Origin of the sequence: Nesterenkonia sp. AY15 (assembly GCF_022565855.1) — a bacterium.
GTDB lineage: Bacteria > Actinomycetota > Actinomycetes > Actinomycetales > Micrococcaceae > Nesterenkonia.
The window spans coordinates 103,404-125,097 of sequence record NZ_JAJOYV010000001.1 but is presented as its reverse complement, the minus strand read 5'-3'; the positions used below and the strand labels follow the sequence as shown (position 1 = coordinate 125,097).

The 21,694-nt window shown below is 67.1% G+C and carries 17 protein-coding genes; 7 read left to right on the top strand and 10 right to left on the bottom strand.

Translation table 11 applies throughout. The annotated features are described in order from the left end of the window. Positions 1 to 9: 9 nt before the first annotated feature. The 5 genes from LSI54_RS00555 to LSI54_RS00535 form a co-directional block, all read right to left on the bottom strand. Positions 10 to 444, bottom strand: coding sequence for a heat shock protein transcriptional repressor HspR (locus LSI54_RS00555; protein WP_241464414.1), 435 nt, complete (start codon positions 442 to 444; stop codon positions 10 to 12). 44 nt (positions 445 to 488) lie between these two features. Next, positions 489 to 1,484 (bottom strand): DnaJ C-terminal domain-containing protein, encoded by a 996-nt coding sequence (locus LSI54_RS00550; RefSeq protein WP_241477512.1) that lies wholly within the window; start codon positions 1,482 to 1,484, stop codon positions 489 to 491. Positions 1,485 to 1,515: 31 nt separating this feature from the next. Continuing rightward, positions 1,516 to 2,277: a nucleotide exchange factor GrpE gene (locus tag LSI54_RS00545; protein WP_241477511.1), complete on the bottom strand. Its 762-nt coding sequence runs from the start codon at positions 2,275 to 2,277 to the stop codon at positions 1,516 to 1,518. 14 nt (positions 2,278 to 2,291) lie between these two features. Continuing rightward, complete coding sequence (gene dnaK, locus LSI54_RS00540) at positions 2,292 to 4,148, bottom strand: molecular chaperone DnaK (RefSeq protein WP_241470272.1); 1,857 nt, start codon at positions 4,146 to 4,148, stop codon at positions 2,292 to 2,294. A 179-nt stretch (positions 4,149 to 4,327) separates the two neighbouring features. Next, positions 4,328 to 5,806, bottom strand: a complete 1,479-nt coding sequence (locus LSI54_RS00535) for an NAD-dependent succinate-semialdehyde dehydrogenase (RefSeq protein WP_241477510.1) — start codon at positions 5,804 to 5,806, stop codon at positions 4,328 to 4,330. 238 nt (positions 5,807 to 6,044) lie between these two features. On the opposite strand from LSI54_RS00535, the gene LSI54_RS00530 reads away from it, so the two are divergent. Next, the gene (locus tag LSI54_RS00530) at positions 6,045 to 7,340 is read left to right on the top strand and encodes an aspartate aminotransferase family protein (protein WP_241475788.1); all 1,296 of its coding nucleotides are present in this window, start codon (positions 6,045 to 6,047) and stop codon (positions 7,338 to 7,340) included. A 30-nt stretch (positions 7,341 to 7,370) separates the two neighbouring features. On the opposite strand, the gene LSI54_RS00525 is transcribed toward LSI54_RS00530, so the two are convergent. Then, complete coding sequence (locus LSI54_RS00525; RefSeq protein WP_241463665.1) at positions 7,371 to 8,162, bottom strand: SGNH/GDSL hydrolase family protein; 792 nt, start codon at positions 8,160 to 8,162, stop codon at positions 7,371 to 7,373. A 129-nt stretch (positions 8,163 to 8,291) separates the two neighbouring features. Continuing rightward, positions 8,292 to 9,440 carry a glutathione S-transferase family protein gene (locus tag LSI54_RS00520; protein WP_241470276.1) on the bottom strand — a complete coding sequence of 383 codons (1,149 nt, stop codon included), beginning with the start codon at positions 9,438 to 9,440 and terminating at the stop codon, positions 8,292 to 8,294. A gap of 38 nt (positions 9,441 to 9,478) precedes the next feature. On the opposite strand from LSI54_RS00520, the gene LSI54_RS00515 reads away from it, so the two are divergent. Beyond that, positions 9,479 to 10,288 (top strand): MBL fold metallo-hydrolase, encoded by an 810-nt coding sequence (locus LSI54_RS00515; RefSeq protein ID WP_241463663.1) that lies wholly within the window; start codon positions 9,479 to 9,481, stop codon positions 10,286 to 10,288. A 3-nt stretch (positions 10,289 to 10,291) separates the two neighbouring features. Here the strand turns inward: LSI54_RS00515 and LSI54_RS00510 are convergent, their stop codons facing one another. Further along, positions 10,292 to 10,699 (bottom strand): hypothetical protein, encoded by a 408-nt coding sequence (locus tag LSI54_RS00510; RefSeq protein ID WP_241463662.1) that lies wholly within the window; start codon positions 10,697 to 10,699, stop codon positions 10,292 to 10,294. A gap of 94 nt (positions 10,700 to 10,793) precedes the next feature. Between LSI54_RS00510 and LSI54_RS00505 the strand changes: the two genes are divergently transcribed. Beyond that, on the top strand, positions 10,794 to 11,777 hold the full coding sequence (locus LSI54_RS00505; RefSeq protein WP_241470277.1) for an SDR family NAD(P)-dependent oxidoreductase: 984 nt from the start codon (positions 10,794 to 10,796) through the stop codon (positions 11,775 to 11,777). 76 nt (positions 11,778 to 11,853) lie between these two features. Here LSI54_RS00505 and LSI54_RS00500 read toward each other — a convergent pair whose 3' ends face one another. After that, positions 11,854 to 13,464, bottom strand: a complete 1,611-nt coding sequence (locus LSI54_RS00500) for a mechanosensitive ion channel domain-containing protein (RefSeq protein WP_241477509.1) — start codon at positions 13,462 to 13,464, stop codon at positions 11,854 to 11,856. 188 nt (positions 13,465 to 13,652) lie between these two features. Here LSI54_RS00500 and hisD point away from each other — a divergent pair, with 188 nt between their 5' ends. After that, positions 13,653 to 14,960 carry a histidinol dehydrogenase gene (gene hisD, locus LSI54_RS00495; protein ID WP_241477508.1) on the top strand — a complete coding sequence of 436 codons (1,308 nt, stop codon included), beginning with the start codon at positions 13,653 to 13,655 and terminating at the stop codon, positions 14,958 to 14,960. Between the two features lie 196 nt (positions 14,961 to 15,156). Here the strand turns inward: hisD and LSI54_RS00480 are convergent, their stop codons facing one another. Continuing rightward, positions 15,157 to 19,302, bottom strand: coding sequence for an SH3 domain-containing protein (locus LSI54_RS00480; protein WP_274617459.1), 4,146 nt, complete (start codon positions 19,300 to 19,302; stop codon positions 15,157 to 15,159). 829 nt (positions 19,303 to 20,131) lie between these two features. Here LSI54_RS00480 and LSI54_RS00475 point away from each other — a divergent pair. The 3 genes from LSI54_RS00475 (at position 20,132) to LSI54_RS00465 (ending at position 21,641) form a co-directional block, all read left to right on the top strand. Continuing rightward, entirely contained in the window at positions 20,132 to 20,611 is a 480-nt protein-coding gene (locus LSI54_RS00475; RefSeq protein ID WP_133725593.1) for a hypothetical protein, read from the top strand. A 207-nt stretch (positions 20,612 to 20,818) separates the two neighbouring features. Further along, positions 20,819 to 21,214, top strand: a complete 396-nt coding sequence (locus LSI54_RS00470) for an RNA-binding S4 domain-containing protein (protein ID WP_241463655.1) — start codon at positions 20,819 to 20,821, stop codon at positions 21,212 to 21,214. A gap of 55 nt (positions 21,215 to 21,269) precedes the next feature. Beyond that, positions 21,270 to 21,641 (top strand): non-heme iron oxygenase ferredoxin subunit, encoded by a 372-nt coding sequence (locus tag LSI54_RS00465; protein ID WP_241470280.1) that lies wholly within the window; start codon positions 21,270 to 21,272, stop codon positions 21,639 to 21,641. Positions 21,642 to 21,694: the final 53 nt, after the last annotated feature.

The following is a 21,694-nucleotide window of genomic DNA, read 5'->3' as shown; positions in this document are numbered from 1 at the left end:
GTCTCCAGGTCAGCGACGACGAGGGCCGGGCTCCCAGAGGACCAGCGCCTGGGTGTTGGCCCTGGCGCGGCGTCCACGGGCGACGGTGACGACGTCGCCGTGCGGACCCACGGCGAAGAATCGCGGCTTGGTGGAGTGCCGCTGCGATTCGCGCAGCTCGTGGCGCAGCGCGTCCACCGTCTCTTCGAGCACCTCCACCCGGTTCTGCAGATCGAGGATCCTGCGGATGCCCTCCAGCGAGACCCCATCCTGGGAGAACTGCTGGATCTGGCGGAGCTGCTCGATGTTGTAGGGAGAGTATCTGCGATGTCGCCCGCCCTGGCGCCGCGGGGTGACCAGACCGATCCGGTCATACTGGCGCAGCGTCTGCGGGTGCATGTCCGCGAGCTCGGCGGCCACGGAGATGACGAACATCGGCGCGTGCCGGTGTTCGGGCTCGAGCATCCGCGAGTCCAGAATCCGGGGGTCACGCATCCGGGGGTCCACCATCACAGCACCGCCTTCGCCTCGAGGCCTTTCCGGGGATCGAGCCCCTTGGTGGCTTCCGCATAGGCCTTCACGGCCTCGACCGCCTCGGCGGAGAGGTCCTTGGGAACCTCCACCTGAACCGTGACCAGCATGTCGCCGGCGACCTCGCGGCCCTTCTCCTTCCGGCGCACGCCGTGGCCCTTGAGCCGGAGCACGCGCCCGGAGGTCACTCCGGCAGGAATCTTGATGTTGACCTTCTCGCCGTGGACCGTCGGAACCTGCACCGCGGTGCCCAGCGCCGCCTCGTCGAAGGCCACGGGCAGGTGGATGCGGATGTCGTCGTCCTCGCGCTCGAAGAACCTGTGGCCGGAGACGGCGACCTCGACCAGGAGGTCACCGGCGCCGCCGGAGCCGCGCTGACCCTTGCCCTTCACGCGTACCTTCTGGCCGGTCCGGATCCCCGCGGGGATCCGGACGTCGATGACGCCGCCATCGGGCTCGCGCAGACCCACGGTGGTGCCACGGATGGCCCCACCGAAGGAGATGGTGGTCCGCGCGGTGCGGTCGGCGCCCTTCGCAGGGGCTCCGCCTCCGCCGAAGCGGCCGGAGCCGCCGAACCCGCCGGGGCCCCCGAAGAGGTCCGAGAGGTCGGGGCCGCTGGCGCCGCCGCGGCCGGAGCCGCCGCGCGCACCGCCGGCGCCTCCGTTGAAGAGGTTGCCGAAGAGATCTTCGAAGCCGCCTCCCCCACCGGGGCCCGGGCCGCCCGAGAACCGGGCGCCCGAGCCCATGGCGCGGACGGCGTCGTACTGTTCGCGCTGCTCTTTGTCAGCCAGCACGGAGTGAGCCTCAGCGACGTCCTTGAACTTCTGCTCGGCAGCATCATCACCGGGGTTCTTGTCGGGATGATGCTTCCGGGCGAGCTTTCGGTACGCCTTCTTGACGTCCTCCTCGGAGGCATCGCGGGAGACGCCGAGGATTGCGTAGAAATCTTTATCGATCCAGTCCTGTGAGGCCATGGCGCCTCCCTCCTTTCTGCTGCTTAGAGATTCAGCTCTGCTCGGGCCCGGAAGAGACCATCACCTGGGCCGCCCGGAGCAGGCGGTTCCCGTGGCGATAGCCGGCGCGCAGCACGATGGCCACGTGGTCGGCGGGGATCTCTTCATGGGGCTGAGCCATGATGGCCTCGTGCTGGTTGGGATCGAATGCTTCGCCGATCTCTCCCAACACCTCCAGACCCTGGCTCTGCAGCACCGACTCCAGCCGGGTGGCGATGTGCGCGAAGGGGCCGTCCTGGAGATCTCCGGCCTGGCGGGCCGAGGAGATGTCGTCCAGGACCGGCATCAGCTCGGTGATGAGCTGACCCTTGGTCCGGTCGCGCTCGGTCGCCCGGTCGCGCTCCACCCGTCGGCGGTAGTTGATGTACTCGGCCTGAAGCCGCTGCAGGTCAGCCTGCAGCTCGGCCTCGCGCACGCCGTCCTCGGCAGGAGCATCCTCGCGGATGCTGTCCTCGGCCAGGAGCGCCTCCGGGTCCATCGCCATGGCGGGGTCAGCGATCGTCTCCTCCTCCGTGCCACGGAGGAACTCATCAGCCGCATGGATCCGCTCTTCGGGCTCGGTCTCGACACCCCCGGTGATGCCGTCCTCAGCGGAGGTCTGAGTGAGCTCGGGCTCCTCGGCCACACGGGGGTCGGCATCCTCCACGGGGAGGTCCTGCAGAATCTTCTCGGCCTGGGCCAGCGGGTCCTGCACGGGATCCTGCTCGTCGGGCTCTTCGCCGCTGGGAACCTCAGGGTTCTTGTGATCTGCCATGTGTCAGACCCCCCTTACTTCTTCTCGGCTTCGTCCTCTTCGTCGACGACCTCTGCGTCGACGATGTCCTCATCCTCGTCCTGCGCGGGCTCGCCGGTGCCATTGGCAGCGGCGTCCGGGGCCTGCGCGTAGAGCGCCTCGCCGATCTTGACCTGGGAGGCCTGGAGCTTCTCGTACGCGGCGTTGACCTCGTCGGCGTTGTCCTCGCCCTCGAGCGCCTTCTTGAGCTCGTCGACGTCGGCCTGGACCTCGGTCTTGACCTCCTCGGGCAGCTTGTCCCCGTTGTCCTTTAGCAGCTTGTCCACGGAGTAGGCGGTGGACTCGGCGGCGTTGCGCTTCTCAGCGGCCTCGCGACGGACCTTGTCCTCCTCAGCGTGAGCCTCGGCGTCGGCGACCATGCGATCGATGTCTTCCTTCTCCAGCGAGGTGCCGCCGGTGATGGTCATCGACTGCTCGGTGCCGGTGCCCTTGTCCTTTGCGGAGACGTGGACGATGCCGTTGGCGTCGATGTCGAAGGTGACCTCGACCTGGGGCACGCCGCGGGGCGCCGGCGCGATGCCGGTCAGCTCGAAGGTGCCCAGTGCCTTGTTGTCCCGGGTGAACTCGCGCTCTCCCTGGAAGACCTGGACCGCCACGGAGGGCTGGTTGTCCTCGGCGGTGGAGAAGACCTCGGAGCGCTTCGACGGGATGGCCGTGTTGCGCTCGATCAGCTTGGTCATCACTCCGCCCTTGGTCTCGATGCCCAGGGACAGCGGGGTGACGTCGATGAGCAGCACGTCCTTGCGCTCACCGGCGAGCACGCCTGCCTGCAGGGCTGCGCCGACGGCGACGACCTCGTCCGGGTTGACGCCCTTGTTGGCGTCCTTGCCGGCGAGCTGCTTGACCAGGTCGGCGACTGCGGGCATGCGGGTGGAGCCGCCGACGAGGATCACGTGGTCGATCTCTGCGATCTTGACCCCGGCCTCCTTGATGACGTCGTTGAACGGCTTCTTGGTGCGGTCCAGCAGGTCCGAGGTCATGTCGACGAACTTCGCCCGAGACAGGGTCTCGTTGACGTGCACCGGGACGCCGTCGTTCTGGGTGGCGTAGGGGATGTTGATGTTGGCGCTGGAGGTGGAGGAGAGCTCCTTCTTGGCGCGCTCGGCCTCTTCCTTCAGACGCGGCACGGCGATCTTGTCCTTGGAGAGGTCGACTCCCTCCTTGGCCTTGACCTGCGCGACGAGCCAGTCCATGATCCGCTGGTCCCAGTCGTCGCCGCCGAGGCGGTTGTCACCGGAGGTGGAGCGGACCTGGATGGTGGAGAAGTCATCCTCATCCTTGCCGACCTCGAGCAGGGAGACGTCGAAGGTGCCGCCGCCCAGGTCGAAGACCAGGATGAGCTCGTCTTCCTTGCCCTTGTCCAGGCCGTAGGCGAGTGCCGCGGCGGTGGGCTCGTTGACGATGCGGGAGACCTTCAGGCCGGCGATCTCTCCGGCCTCCTTGGTGGCCTGGCGCTCGGCGTCGTTGAAGTACGCCGGCACGGTGATGACGGCTTCGGCGACGTCCTCGCCCAGGTAGGACTCGGCGTCGTGCTTGAGCTTCATCAGGGTGCGGGCGGAGATCTCCTGCGCGGTGTACTTCTTGCCGTCGATCTCGGTGGACCAGTCGGTGCCCATGTGGCGCTTGACCGATGCGATGGTGCGGTCGGGGTTGGACACGGCCTGGCGGCGTGCCACCTCGCCGACGAGGACCTCGCCGGACTTGGAGAATCCGACGACCGAGGGGGTGGTGCGCGCACCCTCGGCGTTGGCGATGACGGTGGGCTCGCCACCTTCGAGAACTGTGACGACCGAGTTGGTGGTTCCGAGGTCGATACCTACTGAGCGGGACATGCGATCTCCTTTCGAGAGCGGTGTTGAGTGAACTGCACTCAAGTCTTGTCCTCGCTCGACGTGGTGTCAAACTGACTTGAGTGCAGGTGACTCAACTTTCTACTCCCGGTCCAACCACAGCCTCACAGATTCCATTCCCGCGTGAGTTCTGCGCCGCCGCAGAGGCAGCCACAAGGTGCTCACATGGCGATGCCGATGTACTTGGTCTCGAGGAACTCCTCGATGCCGGTGTCGCCGCCCTCACGACCGAGTCCCGACTCCTTGATCCCGCCGAACGGGGCCGCGGGGTTCGAGACCGCACCCTGGTTCAGCCCCACCATGCCGGACTCCACGGCCTCGGCGACGCGGATGCCGCGGCGCAGGCTCTCCGTGTAGACGTAGTTGACCAGTCCGTATTCGGTGGAGTTGATCCACTCGACCACCTCGTCCTCGGTATCGAAGGGGGTCAGCGGAGCGACGGGTCCGAAGATCTCCTCCTGACGCATCCGCGCTCCGGCGGGCACGTCGGTGAGCACCGTGGGCGGGTAGAAGTAGCCCTCGCGATCCACCGGGGTGCCCCCAATCAGGACCTTGGCGCCGCCGTCGACCGCGTCGGTGACCAGCTCATCGACCTTGTCCAGCTGCTTGGCGTCGACCAGCGGCCCGACGCGCACACCGTCCTCCACGCCCCGGCCCAGGGGCAGCTTCTCCATCTCTGCGGAGAGCTTCTGCGCGAACTCATCGATGACGGAGCGGTGGACGAAGATCCGGTTCGCGGCGGTGCAGGCCTCGCCGGTGTTGCGCATCTTGGCCAGCAGCGCACCGGCCACGGCCGCGTCGAGGTCAGCGTCCTCGAAGACCACGAAACCTGCGTTTCCGCCGAGCTCCATGGAAGTGCGCAGCACCCGCTCGGAGGCCTGCTCCAGCAGCTTGCGCCCGACTCCGGTGGAGCCGGTGAAGGAGAGCTTGCGCGCGATGCCGGAGCGGATCAGCGGCTCCATCACCTTGCCCGAGGTGGAGGTCACCAGGACATTGACGGCACCTGCGGGAAGGCCTGCCTCGTGCAGGATGTCGGCGAGCGCGAGCATCGACAGCGGGGTGAGCTCGGCAGGCTTGATCACCGAGGTGCAGCCGGCGGCGATGGCCGGACCGAGCTTGCGGGTCCCCATGGCGAGCGGGAAGTTCCAGGGGGTGATCAGGATCGCGGGGCCCACCGGCTGCTTGGTCACCAGGAAGCGGGCGCCGCCGGCGGGGGCGGTCTGGTAGCTGCCGCTGATCCGGGTGGCCTCCTCGGCGAAGTGCCGGAAGAACTCGGCGGCGTAGGCGACCTCGCCGTAGGAGTCGCTCAGCGGCTTGCCCATCTCCAGGGTCATCAGCAGGGCGAGATCATCCTTGCGCTCGTGCATCAGCTCGAACGCGCGCATCAGGATGTTCGCGCGCTCCCGGGGCGGCATCGCGGCGAGTCCGGGCTGCGCGGCCTCGGCGGCCTTCAGCGCGTTCCAGCCGTCCTGCGCGGAGGCGTCGGCCACGGTGCAGAGCAGCCTGCCGGTGGAGGGATCGTTGACATCCAGGGTGACCCCGCCTTCGGCGTCCACCCATTCGCCGCCGATGTAGAGGCGCTTGGGGGCAGCCTCGATCAGGCTGGATTCGCGTTCTGCGGTGATGGTCTGCTCTGCCATGTGTCCTCCTTGAGAGGGTGCGATGGGCGTGACGTGGGCCTTCGCAGGCCAGCCTACGCCGCCCGCGCCGCGCGGTCATGCGTTCTGGCTGTGCACCGCTGCCATGTGTCGCACCGGGCGGACCACCGGCCCCGCGCCACGGCGCGCCACGGCCTGCGACGTCATATCTGGCAATGCGCCTCGATGACCGTTAGCCTGAGCTGCAAGAAGATTGTCAACAATCCGAAAGGTGTTCTCGATGGCGACGCTGTCTCCCCAGTTGAAGCAGGCGACTCCCGTGGTGGCGACCCGGGGTGAGGGCGTGTGGCTCTACGACGAGGCGGGCCAGCCGCATCTGGACTTCACCGCCGGCATCGGGGTCACCAGCACCGGGCACTGCCATCCGCATGTGGTCGCCGCCGCGCAGGCGCAGGTGGGGAGCCTGATCCACGGCCAATACACCACGATCATGCACCAGCCGCTGTTGACTCTCACCGAGCGGCTCTCCGAGGTGCTCCCGGAAGGTCTGGACTCGGTCTTCTTCTCCAACTCGGGATCCGAGGCGGCTGAGGCGGCGCTGCGTCTGGCGCGCCAGGCCACCGGACGACCGAACATCGTGGTGTTCCAGGGCGGCTTCCACGGACGCACCGTGGCGGCGGCCTCGATGACCACCTCCGGCACGAAGTTCCGGGCAGGGTTCAGCCCGTTGATGTCCGGCGTCGTCGTCGCGCCGTTCCCCAATCCCAGCCACTACCGCAAGTACGGCTGGGACCAGGAGCAGGCCACTGACTTCGCGCTCGATGAGCTGGACCTGCTGCTTCAGACACAGTCCAACCCGGCAGACACCGCGGCGTTCCTGGTCGAGCCGGTGCTGGGTGAGGGCGGCTATGTGCCGGGCAATGAGCGGTTCTTCGCGGGACTTCGTGAACGTGCCGATCGGCACGGAATCCTGGTGATCATCGACGAGGTGCAGACCGGCTTCGGGCGCACCGGAAGGTTCTGGGGGCACGACCACTTCGTGGCGGAGGGCTCGCCGCGACTGCCGGACATCATGATGTTCGCCAAGGGCATCGCCTCGGGGTTCCCGATCTCCGGGATCGCAGCCTCGGCGGAGCTGATGAGCAAGGCATGGCCGGGCTCCCAGGGCGGGACCTATGGCGCGAACGCAGTGGCCTGCGCGGCGGCAGTGGCCACGCTGGAGGTCATCGCACAGGAGGGCCTGGTGGAGAACAGCGCGGCGCGCGGCGAGCAGCTGCGCGCCGGCCTGCGCGAGATCGCCGCCGAGGCGAACGCCCGGGCCGCAGCGGAGCGCATCGCCGAGGTGCGTGGACTGGGCCTGATGGTGGGCAATGAGTTCCGCGATGCGCACGGCGCCCCGGACCCTGCCACCGCGACGGCGGTGCAGCAGGAAGCCGCCCGTCGTGGGCTGCTGCTGCTGATCTGCGGATCCTGGGGCGAGGTGGTCCGCTTCATCCCGGCGCTGGTGGTCTCGGAATCCGAGGTGGACCAGGCGCTGACGCTGTGGTCGGAGGCCGTGGCCGCCGTCGTCACCTGAGACTCAGGCGCGACGGAGGCGGCCCTCCGGCTACCAGACCCGGGAGGTCAGCTGCGGGTACTTCGGTGACATGTCGTCTCCCGAGGATGTGCGCGTGACGCGTCGCCTGAGCCAGGGGTAGAGATAGTCCTTGGTCCAGGTCAGCTCGCTGATGACGCGTTGAGGCAGTGAACCGAGAGGCGAGTCGTCGACCTCGGGATCCTCGATCTCGTCCTTCTCGCCGAGGACCTTGAGCACCTCCTTGGCCATCATCATGTGCCCGGCGATGCCCAGGTGCATCCGGTCCTCGTCCCAGTAGCGCCAGTCCTGGAACTGCCGCATGTGCCAGAAGTCGACCAGGTCCAGATCGAGGTCTGCGGCGATCTTGCGCACGTGCTCGTTGTAGATGGCGGTCCGGCCGCGGGTGGCCTTGAACAGCGGTGCCTGGCCGGAGTCGAACCCGGTGAACAGCACCACGCGGGCGCCGCTGGAGATGAGCTTCTCCACACCCCAGCGGTAGCGCTCCATGAGTGCGTCGATGTTGACCGTGGGGCGCAGGATGTCATTGCCGCCGGCGTAGACGGTCACCAGGGTGGGGCCCAGACCGATCGCGGGGTCCAGCTGCTCGTCGAGGACCTGCTGGAGCTTCTTGCCGCGCACCGCGAGGTTCGCGTAGCCCCAGGAGGAGTCGTTGGAGATCAGCTGGCCGGCGACCCGGTCGGCCCAGCCGCGCACCCCGTTGGGGCTGGACGGATCGATGTCCGCCACGCCCTCGCTGAACGAGTCCCCCAGGGCGACGAAGCGTTTCTGAAATGGACCGTCGAGTTGATCTGATGCGGACATTGAGCCCTCCCGTTCGCATGCGGCTGGCGTACTCTCTGCAGCAACCCTACCGGTGGGCTGGCCAGGACTGAACCTGGCGGGGTCGACGCCACCAGGTGGGACGACGACCTCCAGATGGGCGTCAACCGATCAGCGGTAGAGCGGGTTGGCCCCGCCCGGCTGCTCCGAGGCGGCCACCGGACCCGGAGCCGTACCGGTGCCGAAGGGTGAACCGCCGAGGGCCTCGCGACCGTGCTCGCCCAGCCAGTTCCCCAGGTCCGGTCCGACCGGGACGATCTGGGTCGGGTTGAGGTCCTCGTGGACCTCGTAGTAGTGCCGCTTGATCTGGTCGAAGTCCACCGTGTCCCCGAAGCCCGGAGTCTGGAACAGGTCTCGGGCGTAGGCCCAGAGGTTCGGCATCTCGGTGAGCTTGTTCCGGTTGCACTTGAAGTGCCCGTGATACACCGGGTCGAAGCGGACCAGTGTGGTGAACAGTCGCACATCGGCCTCGGTGATGTGCTCGCCCATCAGATAGCGGCGTTCGGACAGGTGGGACTCGAGCCAGTCCAGTGCGGTGAAGAGCCGATCGTAGGCGTCCTGGTAGGCGCTCTGTGAGCCGGCGAAGCCTGCGCGGTAGACGCCGTTGTTGACCTCGGTGAAGATCCGCTTGATCACCGGCAGCATCTCGTCGAGCTTGTCCTCCGGGAGCAGGTCCGGGGCGCCGGTGCGGTGGTGCTCTCGCCACTGCGTGGAGAGGTCGAAGGTCAGCTGCGGATAGTTGTTGGTGACCACCCCTCCGGTGGGGACATCGACCAGCGCCGGGACGGTGATCCCGCGCGGGTAGTCCGGGAAGCGGGCGAAGTAGTTCTCCTGCAGCCGCTCGGTGCCGAGCACCGGGTCCACCCCGCCCTCGTCGAGGTCGAAGGTCCAGGAGCGCGCGTCATGGGTGGGTCCGGGGGCGCCCAGTGAGATCGCGTCCTCCAGGCCCAGCAGCCGGCGGATGATGATGGAGCGGTGGGCCCAGGGGCAGGCGCGGGCGGCCACGAGCCGGTAGCGGCCCGGTTCGACCGGCCAGGCCTGTCCGCCCTCGGTGAGTCCTGCCAGGCGCGGATCTCCGATGGAGGATGACGCTTCCTGCGGCGCTGACTGGGCGGCCTGCGGATCGGCGACGACACGATCCTCGATGTAGTTGGTGTCGCGGGTGAACTCTCCCCCGGTCACATACGCACCCTTGGTGGAGTGCTCGGTGCCTGCCGTCTTCTGCGGCTCGTGCTGGTGGGATTCGCTGTTCTGGGCCATGGGCTCAGCCTACGCGTCGGCATCGGTAGGCTGAGATCATGTCTCAGGCCAGCCCGGTGCAGCGGATCACCTGCGAGAACCCCTCCCCGATGACGCTGCAGGGGACCAACACCTATGTCCTGGGCGCCGATCTGGCGCAACAGGTGGTGATCATCGATCCCGGGCCGGCCGGTCACCCGGAGCATCTGGCGCAGGTGCGCGCCGTCGTCGGCCCTCGCCGGGTCGCACAGATCCTGGTCACACACCGTCATGCTGACCACACCGGGGCTGCCGCGAGCTTCAGCGAAGCCTTCGCGGCGCCGGTGCGCGGCCACAGCCGGGAACAGTGCATCGGGCTTCCCGACCAGCCAGCCGCGGCGCTGACCGACGGCGAGATCATCGAGCTGGGCGGCCTGCGGCTGAGCGTGCTGCACACCCCGGGGCACACCTCGGATTCGGTCTGCTTCTGGCTGCATGGAGACGCCGATCGCCATGAACAGGCGATGTTCACCGGAGACACCATTCTGGGTGAGGGCACGACGATGCTCGATCACCCCGACGGGACGCTCACTGACTATCTGCAGAGTCTGAGAAGGCTCAGCGAGCACGCCCGGGCCAGGCTGCTTCCGGCTCATGGTCCGGCTCAGCCCAGTGTGGCCGAGGCGGCTCGGCGCTATCTGGCCCACCGGATCGAGCGCCTGGAGCAGGTCCGTGAGCTGCTGCGCACCGCCGAGAATGACGGAACCTCGCTGGATGCGGCGACCCTGGGAAAGCTGATCTACGGTGAACGCGCCGGGCTTCCGGCCGGGATCACGACCAAGATCGCGGCGGCTCAGCTGCAGCATCTGCAACACCTGGGCGAACGCTGAACGCTAGAACGGCCGCGTCATGTGGTCCGCCTCGGTCCAGCGGATCGACTCCACCGTGATGCCCTCGGCATTGAGATGATCCAGCAGCGCCGAAGCCGCGGAGTTCAACCGGTCGAAGGCGTCGTTCCCGGTGCCGGTCGCCGCCCCTGCGGCGTAGAAGCTCAGCTTCAGCCCGCGGCGGCCCCGCTGGTCGTGGAACTCTCTCTTGGCGACAGAGAGCTGGCCGTCGGTGACTCCCACCAGGGGGCCCTCCTCGACGTCGGCACGGAAGGGGTCCATGAACCCGGTGAGCTCCTCCACCGCGTCGTCCACAGCTATCAGGTCCTCGGCAATGACCTCGGCATGGAGCACCGCCCACTCTTCGACCGCCAAGGGACGCCGACCCCATGCGGCCCGTTTCTTCCAGCGCAATGATCCTCCTGTTGTGTTCCTGCGGAGGCCAGACGGAGCACGCCGCGTGCAATGCTGACCGCTCCGCACATCTCTGCACTCTAGGATAGCGAGCATGAGCAACCATACGGCCGTCATCACCGGTTCCACCGCCGGCCTCGGCGCAGCGTTCGCGCGCCAGCTGGCTGCACAGGGCTACAACCTCGTCCTGGTCGCCCGCGACGGGAAGCGCCTGCGGATGCAGGCCGAGTCCATGTCCTCCCAATACGGGGTGAGGACCTCGGTCATCGTCGCGGACCTGGTGACCGACGACGGCGTGGCGGCGGTCCAGGAGCGGCTCGCCGACCGAACGAATCCGGTGCACCTGCTGGTGAACAACGCCGGGCACGGGCTGGCCACAGACTTCATCGACTCGGACCTCGACGACGAGCGCAAGCTGCTGCGCCTGCATGTGCAGACCACCATGGAGCTCTCCCACACTGCGGCCAACGCGATGGTGCGTCGCCGCGGCGGGCGGATCATCAATGTGGCCTCGACGGCCGGATACATCTCCACCGGGACCTACTCCGCGGCGAAGTCCTGGGTGATCAACTTCTCCAAGGGGCTGCATTCGCAGCTGCGCTCGCGCGGGGTGACCGTGACCGCGCTCGTGCCCGGCCTGGTGCGCACCGAGTTCCACCAGCGTTCTGGGATCAAGATCAAGTCCGTCAAGCGCTGGATGTGGCTGGACGCCGACGACGTCGTCCGCCAGGCGCTGACTGCCAATGCCCAGGGCGCCTCGACCTGCGTGCCGGCGCGCAGCTACCAGATGCTCACCGCCGGACTGCGCTTCATGCCCGACTCAGTGGTGCAGTGGGCCGTGGACAAGCGCACCGGGTCTCCAGAAAACGGTGAGGACTCAGAGGGCGAGACCGCAGGGGCGAGCGACTCCCGCGCTGCGAATCGCGGCTCCTCGGTGAGTGCGGAGTACGGGACCGGTGACGGCACCGCGGAGCCGACCACCGACGCGATCAAGACCGTCAACGCCTATAAGTCGGCGAAGGCCAAGAGCTCCGCCAAGGGCAGCGCCAACCGAGAGTCCCAGCCGCCGAAGGAGTGAGCAGGACCGACCTGCGGTCGGAGCCTCAACCCAGCGGCGTCCTCAGCGCTGACGGGAGCTCAGCGCGATCGGGAGCTCAGCGCGATGAACCAGGCCGAGGCGGCGCCTCGCCCGGACGCCGTGTCGCCGCAGCACCGAAGGCCTCCTCCTCCGCATCCTCGACCTCCTCGTTCGCCGACACCTTCCGCGTCGCCGAAACGTCCCGTTCCTGCGGCGCATCAGTCTTCAGCGGGGTGACCGCCGGCGTGGGCGCGGCATCCTCGGGATAGGCGGTGCCGTCGGCGTCGAGCTCATGGCCGTCCTGGCGCTCCTCCTGCCGTTCAAGCCGCTCGCGGTAGGCCTCGGCTCCGGGGCCGGAGAACTCTCGGTTACGCTGCACGGCGGCGATCGAGCCGGTGAAGACCGAGGCCCCCTCCCCCGCCTGGGTCACCGGCTGAGAATCTGCGCCGGGATCGACGACGCCGACCTGTCCGGTGCGCACCGGCGCGGGAGCCTTCGCCAGCGCCTCCTCATTGGTCAGCAGCATCCGCTGGGTGAACACCGCATAGGGGTGCTCGGCGCGCAGGTAGTTCACCAGATCCTCACGGATCAGGCAGCGCAGGTCCCAGAGCTCCCCGGAGTTCCGGGCGGAGACCACGACCCGTGCCTTGATCATGCCGCCCACGGCGTCGGTGACCTGCAGCGAGTAGTCCCTGCCGTCCCAGAGGTCGGCAGAATCGAGCAGCCGCTTCAGCCGGGCCCGCAGCGGATCCATCGGGACGCGCCAGTCGACGTCGAGCTCCACGGTGCCCAGGATGTCGGTGCCCACCCGGGTCCAGTTCTCGAAGGGGGTGGCCACGAAGTAGCTGGAGGGATAGATGAACCTGCGCTCGTCCCAGGACTTGATGACCACGGCGGTGAGCGTGATGTCCTCCACTGTGCCGAAGTTGCCCTCGACCACGACGACGTCTCCTGCGCGGATCGAATCGGTGAAGGCCAGCTGGATGCCGGCGAAGACGTTGGTGAGCACCGACTGCATCGCCAGGCCGACCACCACCGAGGCCACGCCGGCGGAGGCGAGCAGGCCGGCGCCGAGTGCGCGCACCTGCGGGATCATCAACAGGATCGCCGCCACCGCCACGGTGATGATGACCGCGGTGAGGATCCGCCGGATCAGGGAGACCTGGGTGGCCAGACGGCGGCCGCGCCGGTCCTCCACATCCAGCTCACCCTCGGAGTGACCGATGTACTTCGAATAGATCATCGCCTCGGCGATCCGTACGATCCGCAGCGCCCACCAGGCGATCCCGATCACCACGGCGACCAGCAGCACGAAGGAGACCGGCAGGAACCACTCGGCGGCGCGCAGCGTGATGTTCAGCGTGAACCAGGTTCCGATCAGCACCAGGGTGACGAACAGTGGGGTCCGGGTCCGGTTCACCGCATGCTTGACCCCATCGTTGTGCCGGAAGATCTGCTTCAGCAGCATCGAGGACATCACGGTGACCACCAGGGCGATCACCACCGCGATGATCAGGCCGGTGATGATGCCGAAGAACGGGCCCTGTTCGGCGATCAGGGTTTCGAGCCCCTCAGGGACGCTCTCCTCGACGATGTCACCGACCCCTTCGGTGGGCGCCGTCTCCTCGGGAGCGAGATCGGCGGTCTGCGGCACAGCGGGCGCCAGGAAGCTCGACGAGAAATCCATCCGGGAAAAGACCATGGCCAGCATCATGCCACGCCGTTCTGGACGGGCACTGAAACACCGCGGGGCGTCCGGTGTGTGGGCTCTCACGTCACGAAGTGGGCGCAAGGCTGCCGTAATGGAGACAATGGAGGGGTGTTCACCCTCGATCCAGCGGGCGAGCACCCGATCGCCTCACCCCTAGGAGACCCATGCTGACCCTCAAGGATCTGCGCGGCAGCGCGATCGACTCCGCCTCCGTGCTTCCGCGCGCCTCCCAGGACATCTCGACCACCATCGAGGCCGTGGCCCCGATCCTGGAGAATGTGCGGCTGAAAGGTGTCTCCGCACTGCTGGACTACTCCGAGAAGTTCGACGGCGTCCGGCCGCCCTCGCTGCGGGTTCCGGCGGAGAAGCTCCGCGAAGCCGCCGAGGAGCTTCAGCCTGAGGTTCGTGCGGCGCTCGAGGAGCTGATCCTCCGAGCCAGGCAGGTGCACGAGGCCCAGCTGCCGGAGGCCTCGGAGGTCTCACCCGGCCCCGGCGCCCGGGTGATCAACCGCTGGGCCCCGATCCGACGGGTGGGCCTGTATGTGCCCGGCGGTCAGGCGGTCTACCCCTCCTCAGTGGTGATGAACGTCGTTCCGGCGCAGGTGGCCGGGGTGCGATCGCTGGCGATCGCGTCACCCCCGCAGGCGGACTTCGGGGGCCTTCCCCACCCGACTGTCCTCGGTGCGGCGCACCTGCTCGGGATCGAAGAGGTCTACGCGGTCGGCGGCGCCCAGGCCGTGGCGATGTTCGCCTATGGGGCCCGGGACGAGCAGGGCGAGCAGGCCTGCCCTCCGGTCTCGCTGATCACCGGACCCGGGAACATCTTCGTGGCCACGGCCAAGCGCGCGGTCCAGGGGGTGGTGGGCATCGATTCAGAGGCCGGCCCCACCGAGATCATGGTGCTCGCCGATGAGACCGCGCCGGCGGATCTGATCGCGGCGGATCTGATCTCCCAGGCGGAGCATGATGCGCTGGCCGCCGCGGTGCTGGTGACGCCCTCGATGTCCCTCGCCGAGGCTGTGGGAGCCCAGGTCGAGCTGCAGGCGCGCAGCACCCGGCACGCGGATCGGGTCAAGCAGGCGCTCAGCGGCACCCAGTCTGCGGTGCTCGTGGTCGACACGATGGAGCAGGGCGTGGAGATCGCCAACGCATACGGCGCGGAGCACCTCGAGGTGATGACCAGCGATGATGCCGGAATCGTGGAGCAGATCCACAACGCCGGCGCGGTGTTCGTCGGCGCCCACACCCCGGTGTCACTGGGTGACTACTGCGCCGGATCGAACCATGTGCTTCCCACCGGAGGCGCCTCCGCGTACTCCTCCGGGTTGAACGTCTCCAGCTTCCTGCGCTCCCAGCAGGTCATCCAGTACGACCGGGAGGGGCTGCGCGCGGTGGCGGGTCACGTCTCGGCATTGGCCCAGGCCGAAGGGCTGCCGGCCCACGGCGACGCCGTCCAGGCCCGGTTCCGCTGACCCGCTGACCCGCCGCCGGCAGCCTTACCGACGACGACGGCGGACGCGACTCTCCCGCGAATGAGGGAGTCGAGCCCGCCGTCGTCCTACTGATGCGTCTTGGTCCTCAACACGGCAGCTCGGGGAGGCGGCACCACTGGTGGCGCCGCTCCCCGAGCTGCCGTGTTGAGTTCTCTACCAGCTCTGAGCGGAACGCTCAGGCCTGGGAGATGTAGCTGGTGTTGACCCAGCCGGTGTAGCTGTCCCCGCCGACCTTGTGCTGGACCTTGAGCCAGGACCCCTCGCGCTGAAGCTGCTTGAGCTCCGTGCCGCGCGGGACCTGCACGAGCTTGTCGCTGGATGTGGAGGCCTCTTCGCGCAGCGGCACGCTGTAGCTCGCAGTCCAGGTCCCTGCGGCCGAGACCGAGGAGACGGTCTTCGCGCTGGGGTGGACCTTGTAGTAGTCGTCCCCGTAGCCGCCCGGGTCACCCTTGAGGCCCAGCTGGGAGGTGCAGTGCGGCCAAGCGTTCCAGCCCTGCTTCTTCCAGAGCATGTGACCCCGCTTGATCTGTTCCGCTCTGGTGGCCTGGTGCGGGAAGCCGGAGCCGCCCACTTCCTTCCAGGATTCAGGGCTGAACTGGATGCCGCCGTAGAAGCCGTTGCCGGTGTTGATCTTCCAGTTTCCACCGGATTCACACTGTGCCAGCTTGTCCCAGGCCGAGCTGTACGGGCCGTTAGAGCTCTTGGTGTGCATGTTCGAGGTCGACGGTGCGGTGGAGGTGCCGCTGCCGGAGGACCCGGTGGTGGAGCCGCCGGTGGTCGAGCCGGAGCCCGAGGTGGCGGTGTCGGAGGTGGTCAGGAACTGCGCCGACATCCAACCGGTGGCACCGTTGACCTTGACCTCCTGCCAGCCGGTCGTCTTCTTCTCGAGCAGCTCGACCCTGGTTCCGGTCGGCACGGAGAACATCGTGCTGTTCTCGGTGCTCGGACCCATGCGGACATTCACCTGAGCCGTGGTGGTGGCGGTTCCGACGACCTTGCTCGTGCTGTTGGTCGAGTTCGCCAGGGTGGGGGTCGAGCTGCTGGAGCCCGTGCTGCTGGACCCGGAGCTGCCGGCGGCACCGGCGTTGATGTAGGTGGAGTCGACCCAGACGGTCTGCCCGCTGAAGACGAAGCTCACCCAGCCGCCGCTGCGCCCGGTGATCTCGAACTGGCGCAGCGGGTTCAGGTTCAGGACCACCTGATGTGAGGTGCCTGGGCCGCTGCGAGCATTCAGGTAGACGTTGGGCTTGACGTGATAGGTCCCGCTCGCGGAAGTGCTCGAACCCGAAGTGTTCGAAGACGACTCGGTGTTCGTCGGTGCGGAGGACCCGGTGCTGGAGGAGGACCCGGTATCTGAGGACGACCCGGTGTTTGCACCACTCGAAGTGGACGCGGTGACTTTGGAGAGGTAGTCCGAGTGCACCCACAGCGTGCGGGTGCCGTCCTCGAAGCTGACCCACTCGTCCTTCTCGCCCGTGACCTGGATCTTGGTACCGGGGCTCAGCACCTTCGCGGTGGAGCTGGAGGTGCTCGCACCCGTCCGCGCATTGAGATGGATGCCGCTCTTGACGGTGTAGGTGCCGCTGGAGGTGACCGGGGTGGAACTGGAGGACTCTGAACCGCCGGGGATGGTTTCGGAGCCTGAGCCGGAGCCCGTACTGGCAGTGGCCTTATCCAGGTACGCCGAGCTCACCCAGAGGTTCCGAGTGCCGTCATTGAACCGGACCGCGGAGCCCTTCTCGCCGTTCAGCGTGATCGTGGTGCCGGGCTTGAGGACCTTGACCACGGCGCTCGTGCTGCTGGCAGTCGAGCGGGCGTTCAGGTTCACCCCGGCCTTGACCTGGTAGCTGCCGCTGGCGGGACTGACCCCATAGGCCAGGGAACCGGCGCCTGAGGAACCGGTGCTTGAGGAACCGGTCGAGGCGTTGGCAGTGACCTCCTCCAGGTACGCCGAGCTCACCCAGAGGTTCCGAGTGCCGTCATTGAACCGGACCGCGGAGCCCTTCTCGCCGTTCAGCGTGATCGTGGTGCCGGGCTTGAGGACCTTGACCACGGCGCTCGTGCTGCTGGCAGTCGAGCGGGCGTTCAGGTTCACCCCGGCCTTGACCTGGTAGCTGCCGCTGGCGGGACTGACCCCATAGGCCAGGGAACCGGTGCCTGAGGAACCGGTGCTTGAGGAACCGGTCGAGGCGTTGGCAGTGACCTCCTCCAGGTACGCCGAGCTCACCCAGAGGTTCCGAGTGCCGTCATTGAACCGGACCGCGGAGCCCTTCTCGCCGTTCAGCGTGATCGTGGTGCCGGGCTTGAGGACCTTGACCACGGCGCTCGTGCTGCTGGCAGTCGAGCGGGCGTTCAGGTTCACCCCGGCCTTGACCTGGTAGCTGCCGCTGGCGGGACTGACCCCATAGGCCAGGGAACCGGAGGACTCTGTGCCACCGGGAATGGTCTCGGGCCCTGAGCCGGAGCCCGTGCCGAGAGTAACCTTCTCCAGGTGCGCAAAGGTCACCCAGAGGTTCCGAGTGCCGTCATTGAACCTGACCTTGGTGTCCTTCATGCCGGTCAGCGTGATCGTGGTGCCGGGCTCGAGGACCTTGACCACGGCGCTCGAGCCGCTGGCAGTCGAGCGGGCGATCAGGTTCACCCCGGCCTTGACCTGGTAGCTGCCGCTGGCGGGACTGACCCCATAGGCCAGGGAACCGGAGGACTCTGTGCCACCGGGAATGGTCTCGGGCCCTGAGCCGGAGCCCGTGCCGACAGTAACCTTCTCCAGGTGCGCAAAGGTCACCCAAAGGTTCCGAGTGCCGTCATTGAACCTGACCTTGGAGTCCTTCATGCCGGTCAGCGTGACCGTGGTGCCGGGCTCGAGGACCTTGACCACGGCGCTCGAGCCGCTGGCAGTCGAGCGGGCGATCAGGTTCACCCCGGCCTTGACCTGGTAGCTGCCGCTGGCGGGACTGACCCCATAGGCCAAATCACCGGTGCTCGCGGCAGTGGTCGTGCTAGCAGTGACTCTCTCCAGGTGCGCTGCGGTCACCCAGAGGTTCTGAGTGCCGTCATGGAACCGGACCTTGGTGTCCTTCATACCGGTCAGCGTGACCCTGGTGCCGGGCTCGAGCACCTTGACGATGGGACTCGAACCGCTGGCATTCGAGCGGGCGACCAGGTTCACCCCGGCCTTGACCTGGTAGCTGCCACTTGCGGGACTGACCCCATGGGCCAAATCACCGGTGCTCGCGGCACTGGTGTTCGAGGAACCGGTGGAGGCGGTCGAAACCCGGGACAGGAAGTCGCCGTGCGACCAGACGGACTGACCGTTTCGGCTGAACTTCATCCAGCCGCCGTGGGTTGCGGTGACGGTCACCGTGGTGCCCGAGGTGAGCCCCTGGAGAACCGCGTAGTTGGTACCGGGACCGCTGCGGCCATTCAGCGCCGCGGTGGTCCGGTACTGGGTGGGCGTGATGGAGGTGCCCTGGGGGACGTTGGCCGCAGGCACAGTGCCGCCTCCGGCCGGGCGGGAGGGCGTCAGTGAAGAGTGCGCCACCCAGCCGATACGACCGTTTGCGTTCACCCGCACCATGCCGTTGCTGGTGTCACCCGGGGCTGCGGTCAGCGTGGCGCCCGCTCCGAGCTGCATGATGACGGAACCGGTGCTGCTCGCGGTGGCGCGCAGCGGAGTTGAGTTCACGGTCCAGTAGTTGCAGGCAGACGGGTTGGTGATGTTCATCACGAATGAGGCGGAGGCGCGCAGGTCGACACCACGCTGTGCGAGCCAGGTCGTCGGATTGTGCGAGGTGCCGTGCATCCAGGCACCCTCCCAGATCTCCAGGTGCAGGTGAGGCCCGGTGGATGCACCCGAGCTTCCCACCCGTGAGATGGTCTGACCCGCCTGCACCGCCTGCCCGACGCGGACATGGGTGTGCGCATCCCACATGTGGAGGTAGGCGCTGTGGAAGGTCCTGCCGTTGATCTGGTGCTGCACGACGACGAAGCCGGTGTTGTACCGGTTGCCGCTGAAGGCGCGCACCACGGTGCCTGCGGCCACAGAGTAGATCGGGCTGCCGTCGGCGGCACCGAGGTCCTGTCCCAAGTGGGCGGTGGAGGCGCCCTGGGTCGGCATGCAGCGCGAGCCGTACGGGGAGGTGTAGGTATAGGAGCGCTGGGCCAGCGGGAACCGGAACTGGGTGGCGTTCTGCGTGGCGGAGATGTCCACCGTGCTCAGTCCGGAGAGATTCGTCGCTGGGGCTTCCACCCCCGCGGTGGGCAGCGCGGCCACATTCATAGGCGCGGTGTCCGCGGCGGCGGCATTCGCGGTCAGTGGCATGGTCAGGCCTACGGCCAGGGTGCCGATAACGGCAGACGAGAGTTTCTTCGGCACAGGTGCTTCCTCACTAGTCGTTCAGAACAGAACGGCTCCATGAACGCCCCGCCAGGCACGAAGGTCGACGACTGGGGCCCTCGCGCTCATCGGCTGGGAGACCGTCGAGCCCCCTTGCGGGGTGAGTGAGGACCAGCACGCGAAACACGTGCATGCGGAGTATTCATAAGCAGATATGGCGACTGGGGAAGCAGCGAACCGTACTAAGAGATGGGAAACCTACGCGTACAGCAAGCCGAGTCGGGACAACTGTAACCCATGATTAGTTGTCCGCCGCAAGAGTTTTTAAAAAAGCTTCAAGTTCAACTTTAACCACGCTGTGATCATGGAAACGAACAGAACACGACACGTTGATGAACACGGTGGAGGACGCAAGAGCAGCGTTCGAGTCGACGTCCAGGCGTCCGCGAGCGCCTGGGAATGATTGGAGGGCAGCGCAGCTGGCGAACATCACTACCGCAGGATGCTCGCGTGGCACTGCACTGCCCTCGCTGGAAAAGTATCCCATTCCAGGAGAGCAGGAACGCGCCGACGCCCGGCGCGGCACGCCATTGTGATGCGTTCGTGACTCACGCCGCGCAGCGCGTGCCACACTGGACCCATGACGCCGCCTCCAGCTTCGAAATCCGCCCCCATGCAGGGCACCCAGATGGCCCGCACCAGAGTGCGAGGGATGCTGATACTCGCTTCCATGACGCCGTTCGCACTGTTGGGATGCGCAGCCGAGGAGGAGCCGAGCTCTCCGACGCAGCCGAGCTCGGAGTCGGCGCCCCCCGTGGAGGAGTCCGAGGAGCCACAGCAGACGTCGACCCCGGAACCGGAGGAGCAGCCCGACACCTCACCGGACGACGGCGATTCTGGCGAGATTCCCCAGGGAGAAGGACCGGGAGGCGACCTTCCCGATCCCGATGAGATCGACATCGAAAGAACTGAGGAACTAGGTGCTTATTTCTCTGAAGAAGAGGCTTGCATGTTCATCGGTTCAATGATGGAAGGCCTGCAAACTGACATGAATGAAGGGGTTGAAGATCAAGAGGTTCTTGATGAGATCTATTCTGCGGTCGAGCAGAACTATATTCTCGTCCCAGTAGAACTGCGCGAGCCGCTTGAAAACATTCTTGCTCTGGTCGACACCGATGTTGAATCACTCGACGAGGAAGCAGTCCTGGTCGCGGCGGAACCGGTGGACGGATGGTTCACGGTTGAATTCTGTGAAGGCGAATATCACAACCAGACTTCAGGCGGCGACGCCTGAGCCCCAAGAGTTTCAGGCAGCTCACAGGTCACGACCATCGACTGCCCAAGAAGCCTCTCTAATGTAGGAACTGCCTCTTGAAGGTGCGAGTGATTCAGCAGACCCCGCGTATCGGAACAGTGTTCCCTCACACTCCGGACGCGGGGTCTGCGCATTCACTGGGACATCTCCGCCGCAGGCGAGACAGCGGTTCTCTAGACTGATTCCATGACAGAGACCGCCCCCACCGGCCCCACCGGCCCGGTCCGCATCGACGCATGGCTCTGGTCGGTCCGACTCTTCAAGACCCGGTCCGCGGCCACGACCGCCTGCCGCGCCGGGCACGTCACTATCGATGGCAACCCGGCGAAGGCCTCGCTGCGCGTCACTCCCGGCACCCGGATCCACATCCGCCGTCCAGGGCACGAGCTCATCCTCGACGTCGTCCACACCCTGTCGAAGCGAGTCGGCCCCCCGGTGGCCCAGAAGGCCTACCGCGACCACTCGCCTGAGCGGATCAGGCCCCGCGACGTGGGCCTGCCGGTGCGCGAGCGCGGCTCGGGGCGCCCGACGAAACGGGAACGTCGGAAGCTCGAGGAGCTCCGCGGCCAGCTCCCGGGCTGATCGGATTCTGAAAGAATGCAGGCTGCACATACTCACCGCTAGAGAGGCACTACAGATGTCCGCCACCGACGCACTCCCCCCGATCGACCTCGGCCCCGCAAGCCAATACCCAGAAGGTGAGGTCTTCCGAGTCTCAGCAGAGGACTCAGGGTGGAACGACGACATCGCGGTGGTCCACGCCGAGGATGGCGGCTTCTACGCCCTGGACGACACCTGCTCCCACGAGGCAGTGTCTCTCTCCGATGGCTATGTCGAGGAAGACACTCTGGAGTGCCCCATGCACGCCTCAGCCTTCTGCCTGCGCACCGGCGTCCCGGAGACGCTGCCAGCGCTGCGCCCGGTGAAGACGCATCAGGTCACGATCGACGGAGATCGACTGGTGCTGCATCCCGGCACACCGCGCCCGAGCGAGGACTCAGCCGCCTGACCGGAGCAGCTGTGAGGCGTCGCAGACTAAGACTCAGGAAGCTCCCAGGAACT